15 protein-coding genes and 1 tRNA gene are annotated in these 18,019 nt (G+C 63.0%); 1 reads left to right on the top strand and 15 read right to left on the bottom strand.

Annotated features, from left to right (window positions below; genetic code table 11):
• Positions 1 to 6: 6 nt before the first annotated feature.
• Complete coding sequence (locus tag KWO_RS09095) at positions 7 to 951, bottom strand: LysR substrate-binding domain-containing protein (protein WP_017112596.1); 945 nt, start codon at positions 949 to 951, stop codon at positions 7 to 9.
• 136 nt (positions 952 to 1,087) lie between these two features.
• Here KWO_RS09095 and KWO_RS09090 point away from each other — a divergent pair, with 136 nt between their 5' ends.
• Positions 1,088 to 1,789 carry a pirin family protein gene (locus tag KWO_RS09090; protein ID WP_010365725.1) on the top strand — a complete coding sequence of 234 codons (702 nt, stop codon included), beginning with the start codon at positions 1,088 to 1,090 and terminating at the stop codon, positions 1,787 to 1,789.
• Between the two features lie 427 nt (positions 1,790 to 2,216).
• Here the strand turns inward: KWO_RS09090 and KWO_RS09085 are convergent, their stop codons facing one another.
• The 14 genes from KWO_RS09085 to folP form a co-directional block, all read right to left on the bottom strand.
• The gene (locus KWO_RS09085; RefSeq protein WP_026113110.1) at positions 2,217 to 4,187 is read right to left on the bottom strand and encodes a methyl-accepting chemotaxis protein; all 1,971 of its coding nucleotides are present in this window, start codon (positions 4,185 to 4,187) and stop codon (positions 2,217 to 2,219) included.
• A gap of 481 nt (positions 4,188 to 4,668) precedes the next feature.
• Positions 4,669 to 4,938: a hypothetical protein gene (locus KWO_RS09080; protein WP_010379657.1), complete on the bottom strand. Its 270-nt coding sequence runs from the start codon at positions 4,936 to 4,938 to the stop codon at positions 4,669 to 4,671.
• 365 nt (positions 4,939 to 5,303) lie between these two features.
• Positions 5,304 to 5,396 (bottom strand) — tRNA-Ser (locus KWO_RS09075).
• An 83-nt stretch (positions 5,397 to 5,479) separates the two neighbouring features.
• Positions 5,480 to 5,692, bottom strand: a complete 213-nt coding sequence (gene csrA / locus KWO_RS09070; protein WP_010365721.1) for a carbon storage regulator CsrA — start codon at positions 5,690 to 5,692, stop codon at positions 5,480 to 5,482.
• A gap of 140 nt (positions 5,693 to 5,832) precedes the next feature.
• On the bottom strand, positions 5,833 to 8,481 hold the full coding sequence (gene alaS, locus KWO_RS09065) for an alanine--tRNA ligase (protein ID WP_010365719.1): 2,649 nt from the start codon (positions 8,479 to 8,481) through the stop codon (positions 5,833 to 5,835).
• A 101-nt stretch (positions 8,482 to 8,582) separates the two neighbouring features.
• Positions 8,583 to 9,071: a recombination regulator RecX gene (recX, locus tag KWO_RS09060; protein WP_010365717.1), complete on the bottom strand. Its 489-nt coding sequence runs from the start codon at positions 9,069 to 9,071 to the stop codon at positions 8,583 to 8,585.
• 301 nt (positions 9,072 to 9,372) lie between these two features.
• Positions 9,373 to 10,407 (bottom strand): recombinase RecA, encoded by a 1,035-nt coding sequence (gene recA, locus KWO_RS09055; RefSeq protein WP_010379656.1) that lies wholly within the window; start codon positions 10,405 to 10,407, stop codon positions 9,373 to 9,375.
• 172 nt (positions 10,408 to 10,579) lie between these two features.
• Positions 10,580 to 11,221 (bottom strand): transcriptional repressor LexA, encoded by a 642-nt coding sequence (gene lexA, locus KWO_RS09050; protein WP_010365714.1) that lies wholly within the window; start codon positions 11,219 to 11,221, stop codon positions 10,580 to 10,582.
• A 90-nt stretch (positions 11,222 to 11,311) separates the two neighbouring features.
• Positions 11,312 to 12,988, bottom strand: a complete 1,677-nt coding sequence (ubiB, locus tag KWO_RS09045) for a 2-polyprenylphenol 6-hydroxylase (protein ID WP_010365712.1) — start codon at positions 12,986 to 12,988, stop codon at positions 11,312 to 11,314.
• Between the two features lie 476 nt (positions 12,989 to 13,464).
• On the bottom strand, positions 13,465 to 13,959 hold the full coding sequence (locus KWO_RS09040; protein WP_010379652.1) for a CinA family protein: 495 nt from the start codon (positions 13,957 to 13,959) through the stop codon (positions 13,465 to 13,467).
• A 432-nt stretch (positions 13,960 to 14,391) separates the two neighbouring features.
• Positions 14,392 to 15,711 (bottom strand): ribosome rescue GTPase HflX, encoded by a 1,320-nt coding sequence (gene hflX, locus KWO_RS09035; protein ID WP_010365705.1) that lies wholly within the window; start codon positions 15,709 to 15,711, stop codon positions 14,392 to 14,394.
• A gap of 11 nt (positions 15,712 to 15,722) precedes the next feature.
• On the bottom strand, positions 15,723 to 16,001 hold the full coding sequence (gene hfq / locus KWO_RS09030; protein ID WP_005915027.1) for an RNA chaperone Hfq: 279 nt from the start codon (positions 15,999 to 16,001) through the stop codon (positions 15,723 to 15,725).
• 77 nt (positions 16,002 to 16,078) lie between these two features.
• Entirely contained in the window at positions 16,079 to 17,062 is a 984-nt protein-coding gene (miaA, locus tag KWO_RS09025; RefSeq protein ID WP_017112592.1) for a tRNA (adenosine(37)-N6)-dimethylallyltransferase MiaA, read from the bottom strand.
• A complete protein-coding gene (folP, locus tag KWO_RS09020; protein ID WP_010379647.1) occupies positions 17,062 to 17,964 on the bottom strand; it encodes a dihydropteroate synthase in 903 nt (300 codons plus the stop codon). Before folP ends, miaA begins: the two co-directional genes overlap by 1 nt.
• Positions 17,965 to 18,019 lie beyond the last annotated feature (55 nt).

The raw sequence follows: 18,019 nt of genomic DNA, 5'->3' as shown, positions 1-18,019 counted from the left end.
CTTCCGTCACAGCGGCGACTGCCCGGCAGCGACGGAACGATACGTTGCGGCCAAGGCGTGCAACCAGCTGTGGAACAGGCCTTCGCTGCGCAAGGCACGTCGCCACCAGCCCAATGCCTCGCCCTCCTCGCCTGGCCGCCACGCCAGGTAAAAGGTTTCGTCGGGCTTGTGTGTTTCCACCTGCACCTCGCGCAGCCGGCCGTCCTGCAGCGCCCCGCGTGCGTAGGGCTCGGGCAGAAAGCCGTAACCGGCGCCGGCCAGTTGCAGCAGCAGCTTGGTGCGCATGTCCGACACGGTAAGCACATTGCGGCCGGACAGCAGCCCAACCGTGCGCGGCAGCAGGCGCCGCGCCGAGTCCGCCACGGCGATCGCGCGATGTTCGGCCAGCTCGGCCGCGCCCAGCAGGCCGGCCGTCGCCAGCGGATGCGTGGATGCCACCGCAAACACGAAGCGCAGGGTGCCGATCGGCTCGGCCACATAGCCACCGCCACTTGGCCCCTCGCCCGCCGCCACGATCAGGTCCACGCGCCTGTCCAGCAGCGCCTCCCAACTACCCGACAACGACTCGCTCAGCACACGCAGCCGCGTGCTGTCGGCCACGCTGTAGAAGTCCAGAATCTGCGGCTGCAGCAAGGCCGCAGGCAGCACCGCATCCAGCCCGATCGCAAAGTCCGATTCCCACCCGGAGGCCACGCGCCGCACCCGCAACTCAAGCTCTTGCGCGGCACGCAACAGATGGCGCCCTTCGCGCAATAACTCGCGCCCAGCCTGAGTGGGTGTGGCTTTCGGCCCCACCCGCTCGAACAGCTGCACGCCCAGATCCTCTTCGAGCTTGGCCACCGTGTAGGAAATCGTCGACGGCACCTTGAACAGCACTTTGGCTGCAGCTGCGAACGAGCCACGGCGGTCGATGGCGTCGAGAATTTGCAGCGCTTCCAGGCTGATTTTCATTGTTCGAAATTTTCGATGGTAGCGGGCAAATCTACTCGCTTTGTCTCTCAGACGCAGAAGCGGAGACTACGCATCAAGCCGCTGGGACACCGATTCAACCCCCAGCGCCAATTCGAATCTTTCAAGGAGAAGCAGCATGTTGAATGTCCGCAAGAGCGAAACCCGTGGCCGCGCCGAACATGGCTGGTTGTCTTCGCGCCATACCTTCTCCTTTGCCAGTTACCACGACCCGCGCCACATGGGCATCGGCCCGCTGCGCGTGATCAACGAGGATAAGGTGCACCCGGGCGAAGGCTTCGGCACCCACGCACACCGCGACATGGAGATCATTTCTTATGTCTTGGGCGGCGCGCTGGAGCACAAGGACAGCATGGGCACCGGTTCGGTGCTGCATTACGGCGATGTGCAGCGCATGAGCGCCGGCAGCGGCGTGACCCATAGCGAGTTCAATCACTCGTCCAGCGAGCCGGTGCACTTCCTGCAGATCTGGGTGATGCCCGAGCGCGCAGGCATCGAGCCGAGCTACGAAGAAAAGCACTTCGATGCCGACAGCAAGCGCAACCAGTTGCGCCTGATCGCCTCGCCCGGTGGCGAGAATGGCTCGCTGCGCCTGCATCAGGATGCGCGCTTGTACGCCTCGATACTGGATGGCGAAGTGGGCCTCCAGCAGCCACTGGCTGAAGGCCGCATCGGCTACGTGCAGGTGGCCCGCGGCAGTCTGAGCGTCAACGGTCAGGTGCTCTCGGCCGGCGACGCGGTGCAGATCATCGGCGAGCCGGAGATCGTACTGGCCGATGCAAGCGATGCCGAAGTGCTGGTATTCGACCTGCCAAAGTAATTGCAAACCGCTGGATGGATGGCGTACTGCGCGGCGCTGGTGTGCGATGCGTTAGCTAGCGCCGAAACAGACAAAGCCCGCTGATGCGGGCTTTGTTTTGTGCGGATTTGCTAGCGGACTGGCCAGCGGCATAGGAATGGCTTGTGGCCTACGTGCTGCATATAGGGATCTCTAAAAGCCACCTGCGGTTTGCGGTTTGCGGATTGAAATGCCGACCTGCAAAGGTCGGCTTGTGAGGTGTGAGTTGTGAGGTGCGGCTCACACCTCACATCATCATCGTGCCGGCTGACGTGTCATCTCGGCGGCGCTGATGAGAGCGAAGGTCTCACCACCACACGTCAGGCAACTCATTGCGAGATTCACCCGCAGAGCAGTCGCAAGACCAAGGGAACCGCTCCGTGCCGCATGCGGAACGCAGTGAACGTAATCACGCCGCCTTCGAGGCAGCGTTCCGCGTAGCCTGCGCAGCGGCCTGCACAGCAGTGCCATCCGTCTCGCCATTGGCATCGCCATTGGCATCGCCATTAACCAACGCGAACAGCGCATCGGCATCGCCTTCCAATACGTGCGCCGAGCGCGCCAGATCGTCGACCATCTGCGCCTGATCGCGTGCCTGCACACCGATCGACTGCAACGCCACGTTGGCGGTGGAAATATCCTGAGCCTGGTCACGGCTGGCAGCGGCGATCTGCTCCACGGTCGCAGTGACGCGCAGGACCGAGGTCACCATGTCCTGCATCACTACACCCGCTTGCTCGGCCAGGCGCGAGCCATCGCCGACCTGATCGGTTGCGTTGTCGATCAAGGAGCGAATCTCCTTGGCCGAGACGCTGCAACGTTGCGCAAGACTGCGCACTTCGGTCGCCACGACAGCGAAGCCACGCCCTTGCTCGCCAGCACGCGCAGCTTCCACCGCAGCGTTCAAGGCCAGGATATTGGTCTGGAACGCGATGCCGTCGATCACCTCGATGATCTGACCGATACGGTCGGTCGCCGAGCGAATGCCGGCGGTGGTCTTGACCACGTCGGCAATGACATCCGCACCGCGCCGCGCCACCGCGGTCGAGTCTTCGGCCATGCGCCGCGCAGAACCCGCGTTCTCGGAGTTGGTGCGCACTGTGGCAGCAAGTTGATCGATCGTGCGCGATGTCTGCTCCACCGCGGCCGATTGCGTGGATACGCGGCTGACCAACTCCTGGTTGCTGGCCGAAATATGGTGCGACTCGCGCTGTACGTTCTGCGCAATGCTCATGGTCTGCCGCATCAAATCGCGCATGCGCTCGGCCGAACGCACCTGCTCGGTCACATCGGTTGCGTACTTGACCACCTTGTACGGCCGCCCGGAGACATCCAGGATCGGGTTATAGGAAGCCTGGATCCACACCGCACCGCCATCCTTGCGCAGCCGGCGATAACGCCCGGCATCGAACTGGCCGCTTGCCAGCTTCGCCCAGAACTGGCGATATTCCGCTGACGCACGATAGGCCGCGTCCACGAACACGCTGTGGTGCTGACCGATCGCCTCAGCAGCCGGATACCCCAGGATGTTTAGAAAGTTCTCGTTGGCACCGAGCACGTTCCCTTTCAGGTCGAACTCGATCACGCCCATCACCTTGTCGATCGCCCGGATGCGCCCGTCTGCGTCGGCCGAATCGACCACCTGACGAGTCACGTCGGTCGCGTACTTGACCACCTTGTACGGGCGCCCGTGCTCGTCGAGCACCGGGTTGTAGGACGCCTGGATCCACACCGCCCTGCCGTCCTTGCCGATGCGCCGGTAACGCCCCGCGTCGAAGGCGCCGCGCCCGAGCGAATCCCAGAACGCGCGATATGCAGCCAACTGACGCGTCGTCGTATCCACGAACATGCCATGGTGCTTGCCGACAATCTCCTCCAACCGATAACCCATCACCTGCAAGAAATTCTGGTTGGCCGCGAGCACGGTACCGTCCAGCGAAAATTCGATGACCGCCATCACCTTGTCGATGGCGTCGATGCGCCCTTCAAAATCAGCGGTCTGGCGTACCTGTGCGGTGATGTCGGTGGCGTACTTCACCACGCGATAGGCCTTGCCGGATCGATCCAGCAACGGGTTGTACGATGCGTTGATCCACACCTCGCGCCCGTGCTTGTCCAGGCGGCAGAAGCGCCCGGCATTGAAGTCGCCGCGACGCAGCGCCTCCCAGAACTGCCGATAGCTTTCGCTGTCGCGATCGGTAGGCGTCACGAACATGCGATGATGCTGGCCGACCACCTCGTCCAGTCGATACCCCATCAAGCCTAGGAAATTTGGGTTTGCATGCAGAATGCGGCCATCCAGATCGAACTCGATCACCGCCATCACCCGGTCCACCGCCGCGGCCTTGTGTTGCAGCCCACGGCCCCAGAAAGAGAACACGCTTCCAAGCAGGTGCGATAGGCGCATCACGTCAAAATCCGAGATTTGGTTCACGTCCTTAGCGACCCATGCGCCGGTTACTTAACCCCGCTGCGCACGGCATCTCCAAGGCGGTTCAGATCTTGTCATGGAGAGGCAACGCGCCCCGCCGCGAAGCGCGTCCTACACCCGCTCCGAGTCTCTGTGCGGCATACCGGGGAGGCGACCGACTGCGGTGCAAGATGTCGGTAGTAGCTGCACTGGCGACATCCACCGACGAAGATTGATAAGCCTTCCATACTTGCCCCTCTTTCGCGGTTATTGGGCTTCGCCCCTTGACGATTAGTACGAGCGGATTGGCTCACTGGTCTAGCTGAAACAGCGACAGACCGAACGATGCACCCTGGCGTAGAAGCAGCGCTGTCATGCACTACCCGACTGCGTATGCAAAAGACAGGAAAACCGGAAGCGCCCAAGACGCATCCATCCGAGACCCTCTGGCTTACGTCGATGCGTTTGGCTTGATATGTCGTGCAACACGCTTGCGCAGCCGGATGGAGTAAAGCATCGCCCCGCGTTGCGCGCGCATGCTTGCGGGCGCGGGCATAGCCATGCGCATGTAATGGCACACCGCATGCGCGCGCCGCAAACCAATGGATTCGCAGGAAGCAGTCAGTGCAAACCTCTTCGCACGATTGCGATCGCGATGCAGGCGCGCGTAAAACGAGTAGCTACCAAGCATTCGGACGAAGCGAGCAAGCCAAATGCCCATGCCGCAAGCCAGCTCTTGTTCCGGAGCAATGAGCTAACCGTAGATGCGAAGAATCGCGGTAAGCCGCGGATGCGACCAAAGCCGGAAAGCTGCACTCCGCTCAGGAGCTGTCGAGACCGACCACGCGGTACAGCGTGCGGCGATGTAGTTGCACACACGCTCGTTCAAGCTGAGTGCGTCTTGGGAACGTCTCTGCGCAGGCGACCACTGCTAGCCCCAATCCAAGAGGGTCTCGCAAGAGCCCAGGCAATGCGTATTGCTGCAGCGAGCACACGCCAGTATCAGCCAACCTTCGTTGAATCAAGGACCATAGCTACACACATAAAAACGCCCGCAAATCAGTGATTTGCGGGCGTCTAGAACACTGGCGGAGCGAGAGGGATTCGAACCCTCGATAGAGCTTTTGACCCTATACTCCCTTAGCAGGGGAGCCCCTTCAGCCGCTCGGGCATCGCTCCAGTTTTTGCTGCCCGCCGCGATGTCTGTGGCAGGCCGCGAAGAATACCGGGTAAGAGGGGCTAACGTAAACCCTTTACAACGATCAATTCGAAGAATCGTCACCGCGATGTGCGCCGGAAGCGACCGGCTCATCCCCACGCTGGATGCGCTGATAGATTTCTTCGCGATGCACAGCGACATCCTTGGGTGCGGTAATACCGATGCGCACCTGATTGCCCTTGACGCCGAGAACGGTCACGGTGACCGAGTCGCCGATCATCAAGGTTTCGGCTACCCGGCGAGTGAGGATCAACATTTTGCAAATCTCCTGTAACCGGTGGATTTCCCCACCAGCATCGACGGCCTCCTGAGTGAGACGCGCCCTACGTAAAGGGAATAGACCAGAAATGGTAGCGGGACATCCTGCTAGCCAGCAAGGCATAGCAGGACAAGTGTTCAGCCCAAGTGTTGCTTGACCCAGAGGGGCACACCGTCGAGTGCGGTCGCAAGGGCGGGCCCGTCCTCGCCACCACCCTGGGCGAGATCCGGACGGCCACCGCCCTTGCCGCCGATCTGACTGGCGATATAGCCGAGGAGTTCCCCTGCCTTCACCTTGCCAGTTGGGCTGCCGTTCACACCAGCGACAAGCGCAACTTTGCCGCCTGAAGCGCCAGCCAGCACGATCACCGCGTCGCCGAGCTGTTGCTTCAGGCGATCCATCGCATCGCGTAGCGCCTTGGCATCGAAGCCTTCCAGACGCACTGCCACCACCTTGACCCCGGCCACATCGATCGCACCAGCGCCCAAATCAGCCGTTGCACCCGACGCCAGCTTGGCCTTGAGCGATTCCAGCTCGCGCTCCAGCCGCTTCTGGCGCTCAGTCAGTGCGCGCACCTTGTCGACCACCTCGGTGGCGTTGCCGCCGAGCAGATGGGCGGCTTCAAGCAAGCGACGCTCCTCGTCGGCCACATAGTCCAGCGCACCCTGCCCGGTCACCGCTTCGATACGGCGCACACCCGAGGACACGCCGCCTTCTGAGGTGATCTTGAACAAGCCGATGTCGCCGGTACGGGTGACATGGGTGCCACCACACAGCTCGGTGGAATAACCGCCCATCTTGAGCACGCGCACGTTTTCGCCGTATTTCTCGCCGAACAGCGCCATCGCGCCGAAATCCAGCGCCTCCTGCATGGCCATGTTGTGCACTTCCACACCATGGTTGGTGCGCACTTCAGCATTAACCTTGCGCTCGATCACAGCGAGCTCATCCGCAGTGATCGGCTGGAAGTGCGAGAAGTCGAAGCGCAGCCGATCAGGCGCGACCAGCGAGCCCTTCTGCTGCACATGCGTCCCCAATACTTCGCGCAACGCGGCGTGCAGCAGGTGGGTCGCCGAATGGTTGAGGATGGTCTTGCCGCGACGTTGCACGTCGATTCCACCGGCAAGCACATCGCCAAGCGCAAGCGTGCCTTCGCTGATGCGACCCACATGGCCATGGAACTGGCCGGCGAACTTCTGCGTGTCGGCCACTTCGATCGAGACACCAGGGCCGCTCAGCTGGCCGCTATCGCCTACTTGGCCACCCGACTCGGCATAGAACGGCGTACGGTCGGTGAACACGATCACCTCGTCGCCCGCCTCTGCACGTTCGGCGGGGCGGCCCTGCTTGAGCAGTGCCACGACCTTGAGCGCATCGGCATCGTACGCATCGTAACCCAGGAACACGGTTGGCGACATGCTGGCGACCAGGTCGGCCGGCAATGCCACGCCGCCGCCGAACTTGCCCGCCGCACGCGCGGTCTCGCGCTGACGCTCCATGGCGAACTCGAAGCCCTCCATGTCTACGCGCATGCCGCGCTCGCGCGCGATATCGGCGGTCAGGTCGACTGGGAAACCATAGGTGTCGTACAAGCGGAACGCATCGGCGCCGGGGATAATTTCCTGCGAGCGCGACGCGACCTCGTCGAAGATTTTCATGCCGGCGTCCAGCGTCTCCGCAAAACGCTCTTCTTCGGCCAACAAGGCGCGCGCGACGGTGTCCTTGGCAACCACCAGCTCGGGATAGGCTTCGCCCATCAGTTCGACCAGCGTGGGCACCATCTTGCTGAAGAACGGCTGGCGCACGCCCAGCATCCAGCCATGGCGTAGCGCACGCCGGATGATCCGCCGCAGTACGTAACCGCGGCCTTCGTTGGAGGGCAGCACGCCATCGACGATGAGAAACGAACAGGCGCGTATGTGATCGGCGATCACCCGCAGTGACTTGTTTTCCAGATCGGTGATGCCAGTCAACGCGCTGGCCTTGCCGATCAACGCCTGGAACAGGTCGATTTCGTAGTTGGTATGGACATGCTGCAGGATCGCGGCCAGACGCTCCAATCCCATACCGGTGTCCACGCATGGCGCCGGCAGCGGCACCAGGGTGCCATCGGGCTGGCGATCGAACTGCATGAAGACCAAGTTCCAGATCTCGATGAAGCGGTCGCCATCTTCGTCGGGCGACCCCGGCGGACCACCGGCGATGTGATCGCCGTGGTCGAAGAAAATTTCGGTACACGGGCCGCACGGGCCGGTGTCGGCCATCTGCCAGAAATTGTCCGAGGCGTACGGCGCACCCTTGTTATCGCCGATGCGCACGATGCGGCTTTCCGGAATGCCGATCATGTCGCGCCACAACGCGAAGGCTTCTTCGTCGGTGTGGTAGACGGTCACCAGCAGGCGTTCTGCCGGCAGCTTCCAGACCTGGGTCAGCAGCTCCCATGCCCACGCGATGGCGTCCTTCTTGAAGTAATCGCCGAACGACCAGTTGCCGAGCATTTCGAAGAAGGTGTGGTGACGCGCGGTGTAGCCCACCGAATCCAGATCGTTGTGCTTGCCACCGGCACGCAGGCAGCGCTGCACGTCTGCGGCACGTACGTAACTGCGTTTCTCCGCGCCAAGGAAGACGTCCTTGAACTGGACCATGCCGGAGTTGGTAAACAGCAAGGTGGGGTCATTGCCTGGCACCAGCGGCGCGGATGGCACAATGGTGTGGCCCTTCCCCTCGAAGAACGCGAGGAAGTCACTACGGATCTGGGAAGTGCTGAATTTGGCAGGTGCGTTCATGTGCTGGCATTGGGCGGGCGGCAGTTCCGCTCACCCAATGAGATGTGGGCGCAGATGAGCGGAACAACCTGAATCCGCGAAGGGTAGCAGGCCTGACGCCCTCAGTCCTCAAGGTCGAAGCGCGTGGCACTGCGAATGCTGTTGCCGTCGAAACCACGCCGGGCCAGCAAATCGGCGGCCTTGCGCCGCTGTGGAAGGTCCACTAGGCCCTGCTCGCCGAAACGACGGCGGATTAAGTCACGCGCGTTTTCGGTCCAATCGCCTTCAAACGTTGCCATAGCGGCACTGATGGCCTCGCTATCCAGGCCATGGGTTCCGAGTTCGGCACGGATATGCAGCGGGCCATAACCGGAGCCGGCGCGATTGCGCACCACGGCAGCAGCGAAACGGGCGTCGTCTTGCCACCCTTCGCCAGTAAGGCGATCGACGGCGGCCTGCGCCGCATCTGGCTCGATCCCCCGGGCCAGCAGCTTGCGGTTCAATTCTTTGCGCGAATGTTCGCGCCGCACCAATAGACCGAGTGCACGCTGGACCGGCGTCTGCTCCTTGAACCGGTGCCCCCGCTTTGGTGCGGGCTCTTGCTCGTCCATCGTCAGGTGTCCTGAATCGCTGAAAATCGTATTGCATTAAAGCGCCGTCCATAGCGCCTGCCCTCCTGGCCTTCGATAGATCTACCGCGAGAAGCGACGGCACTGACTCCGCCGTCCTCGCGATAGAAAAACTTCACGCGCTTGGACCTGCTGTGCCAACGCCGGGCAAGCGCCAGCGTTGCTGGAGTCGTCGCGTACCACGGGCACGCGACAGTCCATCCAATCACTTACTGACAGCATCACCGTCACCTAATCTCGGCGAACCGCCTAAGGGCGACGGGCAATGTTGTGCAGCTGCGACTTATTCCTTCTCTTCGTCGTCGCCGGCTTCGCGCGGCGCTTCGGCAGGCTGGAACTTCTCGCGCAACTCGGCTTCCAGCCGAACCGCAACCTGTGGGTTATCGCGCAGGTAGGTGCGCGCGTTGTCCTTGCCCTGACCGATGCGCTCATCGCCGTAGCTGTACCAGGCGCCGGCTTTGTCGACCAACTTGGCTTCCACGCCCATTTCGATCAGTTCGCCTTCGCGGCTAATGCCTTCGCCGTACAGGATTTCGGTCACGACCTGCTTGAACGGAGGCGCCAGCTTGTTCTTGACCACCTTGATCTTGGTCTGATTGCCGATGATCTCGTCGCCCTTTTTGATGGCACCGATACGACGGATGTCCAGACGCACCGAGGCGTAGAACTTCAAGGCATTGCCGCCGGTGGTCACTTCCGGGCTCTGGCCCGGCATCATGACGCCGATCTTCATGCGCAGCTGATTGATGAAGACCACTAGCGTATTGGAGCGCTTGATGTTACCGGTGAGCTTGCGCAGCGCCTGACTCATCAGGCGAGCCTGCAGGCCCGGCAGCTGGTCGCCCATTTCGCCTTCGATTTCTGCCTTCGGGGTCAGTGCGGCAACCGAGTCGATCACCACGATGTCCACCGAGCTCGAGCGCACCAGCATGTCGGCAATTTCCAGTGCCTGCTCGCCGGTATCCGGCTGCGACAGCAGCAGATCGTCGACGTTGACACCCAGCTTGGCCGCATAGATCGGGTCCAGCGCGTGCTCGGCGTCGATGAAGGCTGCGGTGCCGCCCAGCTTCTGACACTGGGCAATCGCCTGCAGGGTCAGCGTGGTCTTGCCCGAGGATTCCGGCCCGTAGATTTCGACCACGCGACCCTTCGGCAGGCCGCCGATCCCCAGAGCGATATCCAGCATCAGCGAGCCGGTCGGAATGACTTCGACCGCTTCGATGACACGGTCGCCCATGCGCATGACCGAGCCCTTGCCGAATTGCTTTTCGATCTGGCTCAGTGCGGCGGAAAGGGCGCGCTTCTTGTTCTCGTCCATCTGGGTGATCCTCGTCAGTGATGTCGGTATGGGGCTAATGTAGCGGCGGTGTATCGCACAGGCTGAGACTGCAGGCGACACACTCAGATTAGGGAGACCACATGTCCCGTGGCAGCGGAAAATCCTGCGGTACCGGCTCAGGAAAAAGCCAGCACGACCATCGGCACAGACCTCAGCGGTTCGGCCTCAATAGCCCGCAATACAGGCCTTCGATCGCGAAATCCTGATCCGGCAGCACTTCGATGGGCGCGTAGTCCGGATTGCGCGGCAGGAGGCGGATCCGATCTTTGCCGATCTTCAGCAGCTTGACGGTGATTTCCTCATCGATCCGCGCCACTACGATCTGCCCCGAGCGCGCGTCGCGGGTACGGTGCACACCGATCAGATCACCGTTGAAGATGCCTTCGTCACGCATCGAATCGCCTTGCACCTTAAGCAGGTAATCCGGCGACGGGGAGAAAAACACGCGATCCAGCACCACGAAGTCGTCCGAGCCGATATCGGCACCGATCGGCAGACCCGCCGCAACGCGGCCCAGCACCGGCAGACGCAGCACATCGTCGCGGACGGGTTCGCTCACCGCCGCTGCGCGCGTCTGTGCACCCTGCCCGGCTAGCCGGATCCCGCGCGCCTGGCCTGGGACGCGACGGATCGCACCCGCCTGCTCCAGTGCCTCCAGGTGGTACTGCGCGGCGCGCACGCCCTTGAAGCCGAACGCGCGTGCGATTTCGGTCTGCGACGGCGGGACGCCATCGGCGTCGATGCGCTCGGCGATCAAGGCCAGGATTGCTTGCTGGGTATCGGTCAGGTCCATGGTTAGTAGTATTACTACTAACGAACACTTGCGCAAGCGCTTCGCAACACCGTAACTGCACGCCGTCCCGGGTGTCGCGTGCGTGGTGCGCTAGCGCCGGCTGCGCCAGATCGAGAACAGGATCCAGATGCCGCACAGCGCCGCGCCGATAAAGCCCCCCACGCCCAGCGCGAGCAGCCAGCGGCTGGCGCTGCCGCCGACGCTATTCATGACGATCGAGGAGCCGATCACCAGCGCGGCAGTGACAATGCCCATCGTGAGGCGGTTGGCCGCGCGGTCGACCTGCTCGCCGAACTCGCGCAATGCGCGTGTTTCGATCTGCAGCTGCAGTTTGCCGCGGCGCGCGGCCTGCAGCAGGCGCTTGAGGTCGCGTGGCAGATCGCCGATCAGGTCGATCGCGCCAGTTACGGTACGCCGGCCACGCCGCACGATGGCGCGCGGCGCATACCGCTGCAGCACCACGCGTTCCAGATACGGGCGCGCCTCGGTGGCCATGTCGAAATCCGGGTCGAGCTGGCGGCCCATGCCTTCGAGAGTGAGAAAGGCCTTGATCATCAGTGCCAGATCCGAAGGCAGCGTCAGCCCGTGGTCGCGCAGGATCGAGGTCACGTCGCCGAGCATTGCGCCGATGCGCAGCTCTTTCAGCGGCACGCCGCGATACTCGTCGACGAACGCGCCAATGTCCTGCTGCAGCCGTGGCTCGTCGATGTCCAGGCTGGTGCCCGCCCATTCCAGCAGCACATCGATTACCGCTTCGGCGTCGTAGCTGACCATGCCGTGCAACAGTTGCGCGACCTGAAACCGGCGCTGCTCGGAGACGCGCCCCACCATGCCGAAATCGATGACCGCGATGCGCCCGTCGCGCAGATAAAAAATATTGCCCGGATGCGGGTCGGCGTGGAAGCAGCCATCCTGCAGCACCATCTTGAGCACGATGCCGGCACCGGCGCGCGCGAGCGCCTTGCGATCAAGACCGGCGGCATCGACGGCGAGCAGATCACGCCCCGGAATGCCGTCGATGAATTCCTGTACGTTGAGCGACTCGCAAGTCCACTCCCAGTACACCGTCGGCACCACCACCTGCGCGTCGTGCGCGAAGTTGGCGGCGATACGTTCGGCATTGCGCCCCTCAGCAGCGAAATCCAGCTCACGTCGCAGCGAGACGGTGAATTGCTGCACCACATCGGCGGGGCGATAGCGCTTGAGATCCGGTGCGCGGGTTTCGACAATTTCAGCAAGCCGCGCCAGCAAGCGCAGGTCGGCATCGATGGTGTCGCCGATATCGGGACGGCGGATCTTCAGCACCACCGGCGTGCCATCGACCAACCACGCGCGATGCGTCTGTGCCAGCGACGCGGCCGCCAGCGGTTGTTCGTCCAGGCGCGCGAACACGCTTTCCGGCTCCATGCCCAGCGCGGCAACGAGCTGCGGGCGGATCTGCTCGAACGGCAGCGCCGGTACGGCGTTCTGCAGCTCGCTTAATTCTTCGATCCACTCCGGCGGCAGCAGATCCACGCGCGTGGCCAACACCTGCCCGAGTTTGACGAAAGTGGGCCCGAGCTCTTCCAGCGCACGCCGCACGCGCAGTGCCGCAGACATGCGCAAGCGGCCTTCGACGTTATTCCAATGCAACAACCTGCCAGCGCGCTCCAGCACATCGGCCATGCCGATACGACGCACCACATCGCCGAAGCCGTAGCGGATCAGGACCGAGGCGATTTCCTGCAGCCGTCCAAGATCGCGCACCGTGCCAAGCGCTTCCCACATCAGTGCACCGCCTGCGCGTGTGGCGCGATTACGCGCTGCGCGACGCTGTGATGCGCAGCGGTTTTCAGCGCGGAGGATGATGGGACAGGAGCAAGCAACAAACGCATTGGCACACTAGGCGATAACGAGACTTTGTTTGTAGCCGATCTGCCCGCCGCTGTCGCGCCCTCGCCCGCTCCAAGCTCAGCGCAGGTTGCAACGCACTGCGTAGCGCATGTCCAAAATGCAGCGTGCTTTCTTCAGTTACATGTACCTCAATCGTGCAGTCGCATGGTCAGACCATCGTTAAGCGGTGTGCGCAGAAACGCGTCTACGACGCAGGCTGCAGTGGCGTGTCGATGACGCTCTGCCGGTAGGCTTCTTTGGGCATGCAGCACTGCCTCGCCGCTTTCGGCTTTGCTGCGCGCGATATCACGCTAAAAATGGCGCACACCACGCGTCTGGGGCCGGACGCCATCCAGCGAATCTGAGGGTAGTTAAAGCAGCGCGCTCAATCCACGCAGTGCTGCGGCCACCGTTTGACGGCGAACCGCATCGCGGTCGCCATTGAACTGGAACAGTTGCGCCGTGGCGTAACCACCGCGACGTTTCCAACCGATCCAGACCGTGCCGACCGGCTTGTCATCGCTGCCGCCACCGGGCCCGGCAATGCCGGTCACCGCCACCGCGATGCTCGCGCCGGAATTGACCAGCGCGCCAGAGACCATTTCGATCACGGTTTCGCGGCTGACCGCGCCGTGCACTTCCAGCGTCTGCGGGCGGACTCCAAGCAACGCCTGTTTGGCCTCGTAGCTATAGGCGGCCATGCCGCAGTCGAACCAATGCGAGGAGCCGGCGACATCAGTTACCGCCTTGGCGATCCAGCCACCGGTACAGCTCTCGGCAGTGACCAAGCGCTCGCGCGCGGCAAGCAATTGCTGCCCGAGGGCTTCGGCCAGCTGCTGCAATTCGGAATCGGCGGACAAGGACATGGGCACGGCGACGAGGGGGCAGCGGACGTTTTAGCCCAATTCGCCGCGTCTGTCTGCTGCTGGCGCCGATTCCGGCTAGGCGCGAGGTGGCCGAGGTTCAGTGGCGCTGTGTGGCCGACATGCGGTGTCTTGGGTCTGGATCGGCCGTGGATGTGCAGCAACTTGTCGGCCGCACGCGGTCAACATGCAGCACTGCAACCTCCAGATCACCCAAAGCACCGCAGCCAGGGCGCCGCGTTACTGAGGAACGATGTGGTGCAAGAGGTCAGCTCCCGACTGTGATCTACCGTAGCCCCAATGTCATCGCCCATGACTTTTTGAATTTCCGAATAGTCAAGATGGGACGTGGCGACTGCCAAATAACGAGGCCACACATCCGTCTCATTCGCCTTGAAGCAGCACAATCGCGCTATGCAGACTGCGCTGCTTGCATCACGCCTCCCAGTCTTCGCGTCGATCCGGCAGCATCGCGCGCAGTGGCGCACCGTCTTCGCCTGCGGCCAGCCGCTCGGCTTCGACCATCGGCAGATCGACCTCAAGCAACCAGCCGTCCTCGTCGGATTGCTCGTTGCGCACCACTTCCAGCTGATGCAACCGCGAACGCAGGCGGCCGGCCGACGGCGGCAGCCGCAGCTGGCCGGTCAGATGGCGCAGGTCCAGTCGCTGACCGAGCGCATGCTGCAATTCTTCCAGGCCACGCCCGTCGCGCGCCGACACCCACACACGCTCACGACGTGCCGGGTCCGGAATGCCGTCCTGCGCGTCGTGGCGCACTTCAGCGCCTTCGATCTTGTCGATCTTGTTGAACACCAACAGCTGCGGCAGATCGCCGGCACCGACGGCCTGCAACACTTCATCCACCTGCAGAATGCGCTCCTCGCGCAGCGGGTCGGCCGCATCGACGATGTGCAGCAACAGATCGGCATCGCGCGCTTCGGACAGCGTCGAACGGAACGCTGCGACCAGTTCGTGCGGAAGATCGCGCACAAAGCCGACCGTGTCGGCAAGTATCGCACTGCCGCCCGGCAACGCGATGCGCCGCACGGTGGGGTCGAGCGTGGCGAACAGCTGGTCGGCCACGTACGCCTCCGCGCCGGTCAACGCATTGAATAGCGTCGATTTGCCGGCGTTGGTGTAACCGACCAATGCAATCCGCGGCAATTCGCTGCGCATCCGTGCACGACGCATCTGGGTGCGCTGCACCTCGACTTTTTCCAGGCGCTGCTGCAACTGCTCCACACGCTTTTGCAGCAAGCGACGGTCGGTTTCCAACTGGGTTTCGCCTGGGCCGCGCAGGCCGATCGAGCCGCCGCGCTGACGCTCCAAGTGGGTCCAGCCGCGAACCAGACGCGTGGCCATGTGACGCAACTGCGCCAGCTCCACCTGCAGCTTGCCTTCGTGGCTGCGCGCGCGTTGCGCGAAGATGTCCAGGATCAATCCGGTGCGGTCGATGACACGCCGCTCCAGATACTTCTCCAGGTTGCGCTCCTGCCCGGGCGACAAGGTGTGATTGACCAACACCAGATCCGCACCGGTGGCCTCGGCAGCCGCCTTGACCTCTTCCAGCTTGCCGCTGCCGATCAAGGTCGATGGGCTTGGTTTATCGATGCGCGCGGTGAGCGTGGCCGCCACCGTGGCGCCCGCCGACTTTGCAAGATCGGCGAACTCCTCCATCACATCGTCTTCGGCAGGCCCACCGGAGTGGGTCTGTATCAACAAGGCGTGTTCACCCTTGCGGGACCGATCAAACACGCACTACTCCGTTACTGCTCGACGTCGTCATCTTCCGCCTGATTGCCTTCATTGGATTGCACATACCCACCACCCGGCCCCACGCGCACATTGCGCGCCGGCACCACCGTGGAAATGGCGTGCTTGTACACCATCTGACTCACGGTATTGCGCAGCAGGACCACGAATTGGTCGAACGACTCGATCGTGCCCTGCAGCTTGATGCCATTGACCAGATACACCGACACCGGAACCCGCTCACGCCGCAGCGCATTGAGGAATGGGTCCTGTAAAGATTGCCCCTTAGCCATCGAAAAATCCTCTTCATTATTGTTCTTATTGTCCCGGTCGACACCTGCCATCCCCAGCCGGTCCCGGAAACGGGATGTTACACGCCTGAAGCCTGCCGCGCGGTGGAACGATCACCGAGGAAGCCGACAAGTGCGTGCTCCAACTGTTGGCGGTCACGCTCCGGGTCGAACCAGCGCGCATCCAGCTCGCCACGCAGCCAGGTGAGCTGCCGTTTGGCCAATTGCCGCGTCGCCTGGATCGCCTTGTCGCGGAACTCGGCGAGGCTGCCAGCCCCATCCAGATACTCCCAGGCTTGCCGGTAGCCGACCGCACGCACAGCTGGCAGATCCAGCGGGGCAGCCACCGCTTGCATCTGCGGCAGCGCACGCAAACGTTGCACTTCGCCCAGAAAATCCTGCGCCAACATCGCATCCAGCCGGTGTGCGATACGTGCATGCAACACCGCGCGTTCTCGCGGCGCCAATACCACCTTCAACACACGCACTGGCAGACGCGGCCCTGGCGGTAGCGCCTGCCAATAACTGATCGGCCGCCCACTAATGCGGTAGACCTCGAGCGCTCGCTGGATCCGCTGCGGGTCGGTCGCATGAATGCGCGCAGCTGCGATCGGGTCCACGCCTGCCAGCTGCGTGTGCAAGCCGGCCCAACCAAGCTGCTCGGCTTCGGCCGCAATGGATGCGCGTACGGCTTGGTCGGCCTCAGGTAATTGCGACAAACCTTCCAGCAGCGCACGAAAATACAATCCGGTACCGCCGGCAAGGATCGGCAATTTACCGCGCGCCACGATCTGCGCGATTGCCTGACGCGCATCGCTGGCGAACTCTGCTGCCGAATACACCTGCCAGGGATTGCGCAGGTCTAGCAGATGATGTGGAACCGCCGCGCGCATTGCCGCGTCCGGTTTGGCCGCGCCGATCTCCAGACCGCGATACACCAGCGCCGAATCGACGCTGACGATTTCGCCATTCCAGCGCTCTGCAGCTTCCAGCGCCAGCGCAGTCTTGCCGCTAGCGGTGGGGCCCATCAGGGCGATCGCCAGCGGGCGTTGGTCGGTAGGCATCAGTCCTCGTCCGGCCAACGGATCGTCGGTGCGGCCGGTGCGCTGACGCGCGGGACGGGAATCGACGTCATCGCATGCCACACCTTCAACGCATCCACGGTTGCTGCCACATCGTGCACGCGTAACAGCAGCGCGCCATGCTGGGCGGCGATCAAATGTGCCGCCACCGAGCCGTGTACGCGTTCGGCGGCGATCTCGCGGCCGGTCAGCTCGCCGATGCTGCGCTTGCGCGACAGTCCCGCCAGCACCGGCAAGCCGAATTCCTGCAGGCGCTGCAGTTGCGCAAGCAGGGTGAGGTTGTGCGTGGTGGTCTTGTCGAAGCCAAAGCCCGGATCCAGAACCAGCCGGCGCTTGTCGATGCCGGCCATTTCGGCGGCGAAGATGCGCTCGGCCAGGAATCGATGCACCTCACCTACCACATCATCGTAGCGCGGCGCCTCCTGCATGGCGTGCGGCGCGCTGCGCGCATGCATCAAGACCACCGGCACGCGCAGGTCAGACGCCGCTTCCAATGCACCGGGCGAACGCAGTGCATACACGTCGTTGATCATGCCGGCGCCGGCCGCGACCGCTGCGCGCATGACCTCCGGTTTGAACGTATCCACACTGATCGGCACGCTGGTGCGTTGCGCCAGTGCTTCGATCACCGGAATCACCCGCTGCAGTTCTTCTTCAACCGAAACCGCCGTGGCGCGCGGGCGGGTGGACTCACCGCCGATATCCAGCACCGCAGCGCCCTGCTCCACCAGCGCCAACCCATGTGCGATCGCCGCTTCGCAGGTCGCATACTGGCCGCCGTCGGAGAACGAATCGGGCGTGACATTGACGATACCCATCACCTGCGGCGCATCCAGGCGCAGGTTGCGGCCGGCGCAATCCAATGTGAGGGTGGTATCGAACATCGGCGGTGTCTCCTGGGTGTTGCTTGCATGTGGGCATTGCGACGCCCGATAACGC

The sequence above is a fragment of the Xanthomonas vasicola pv. musacearum NCPPB 4379 genome (assembly GCF_000277895.2).
In the GTDB taxonomy this organism is placed as follows: Bacteria; Pseudomonadota; Gammaproteobacteria; order Xanthomonadales; family Xanthomonadaceae; genus Xanthomonas; species Xanthomonas vasicola.
Note: the sequence above shows the minus strand (reverse complement) of the source record. Positions and strands in the feature narration are given on the sequence as shown.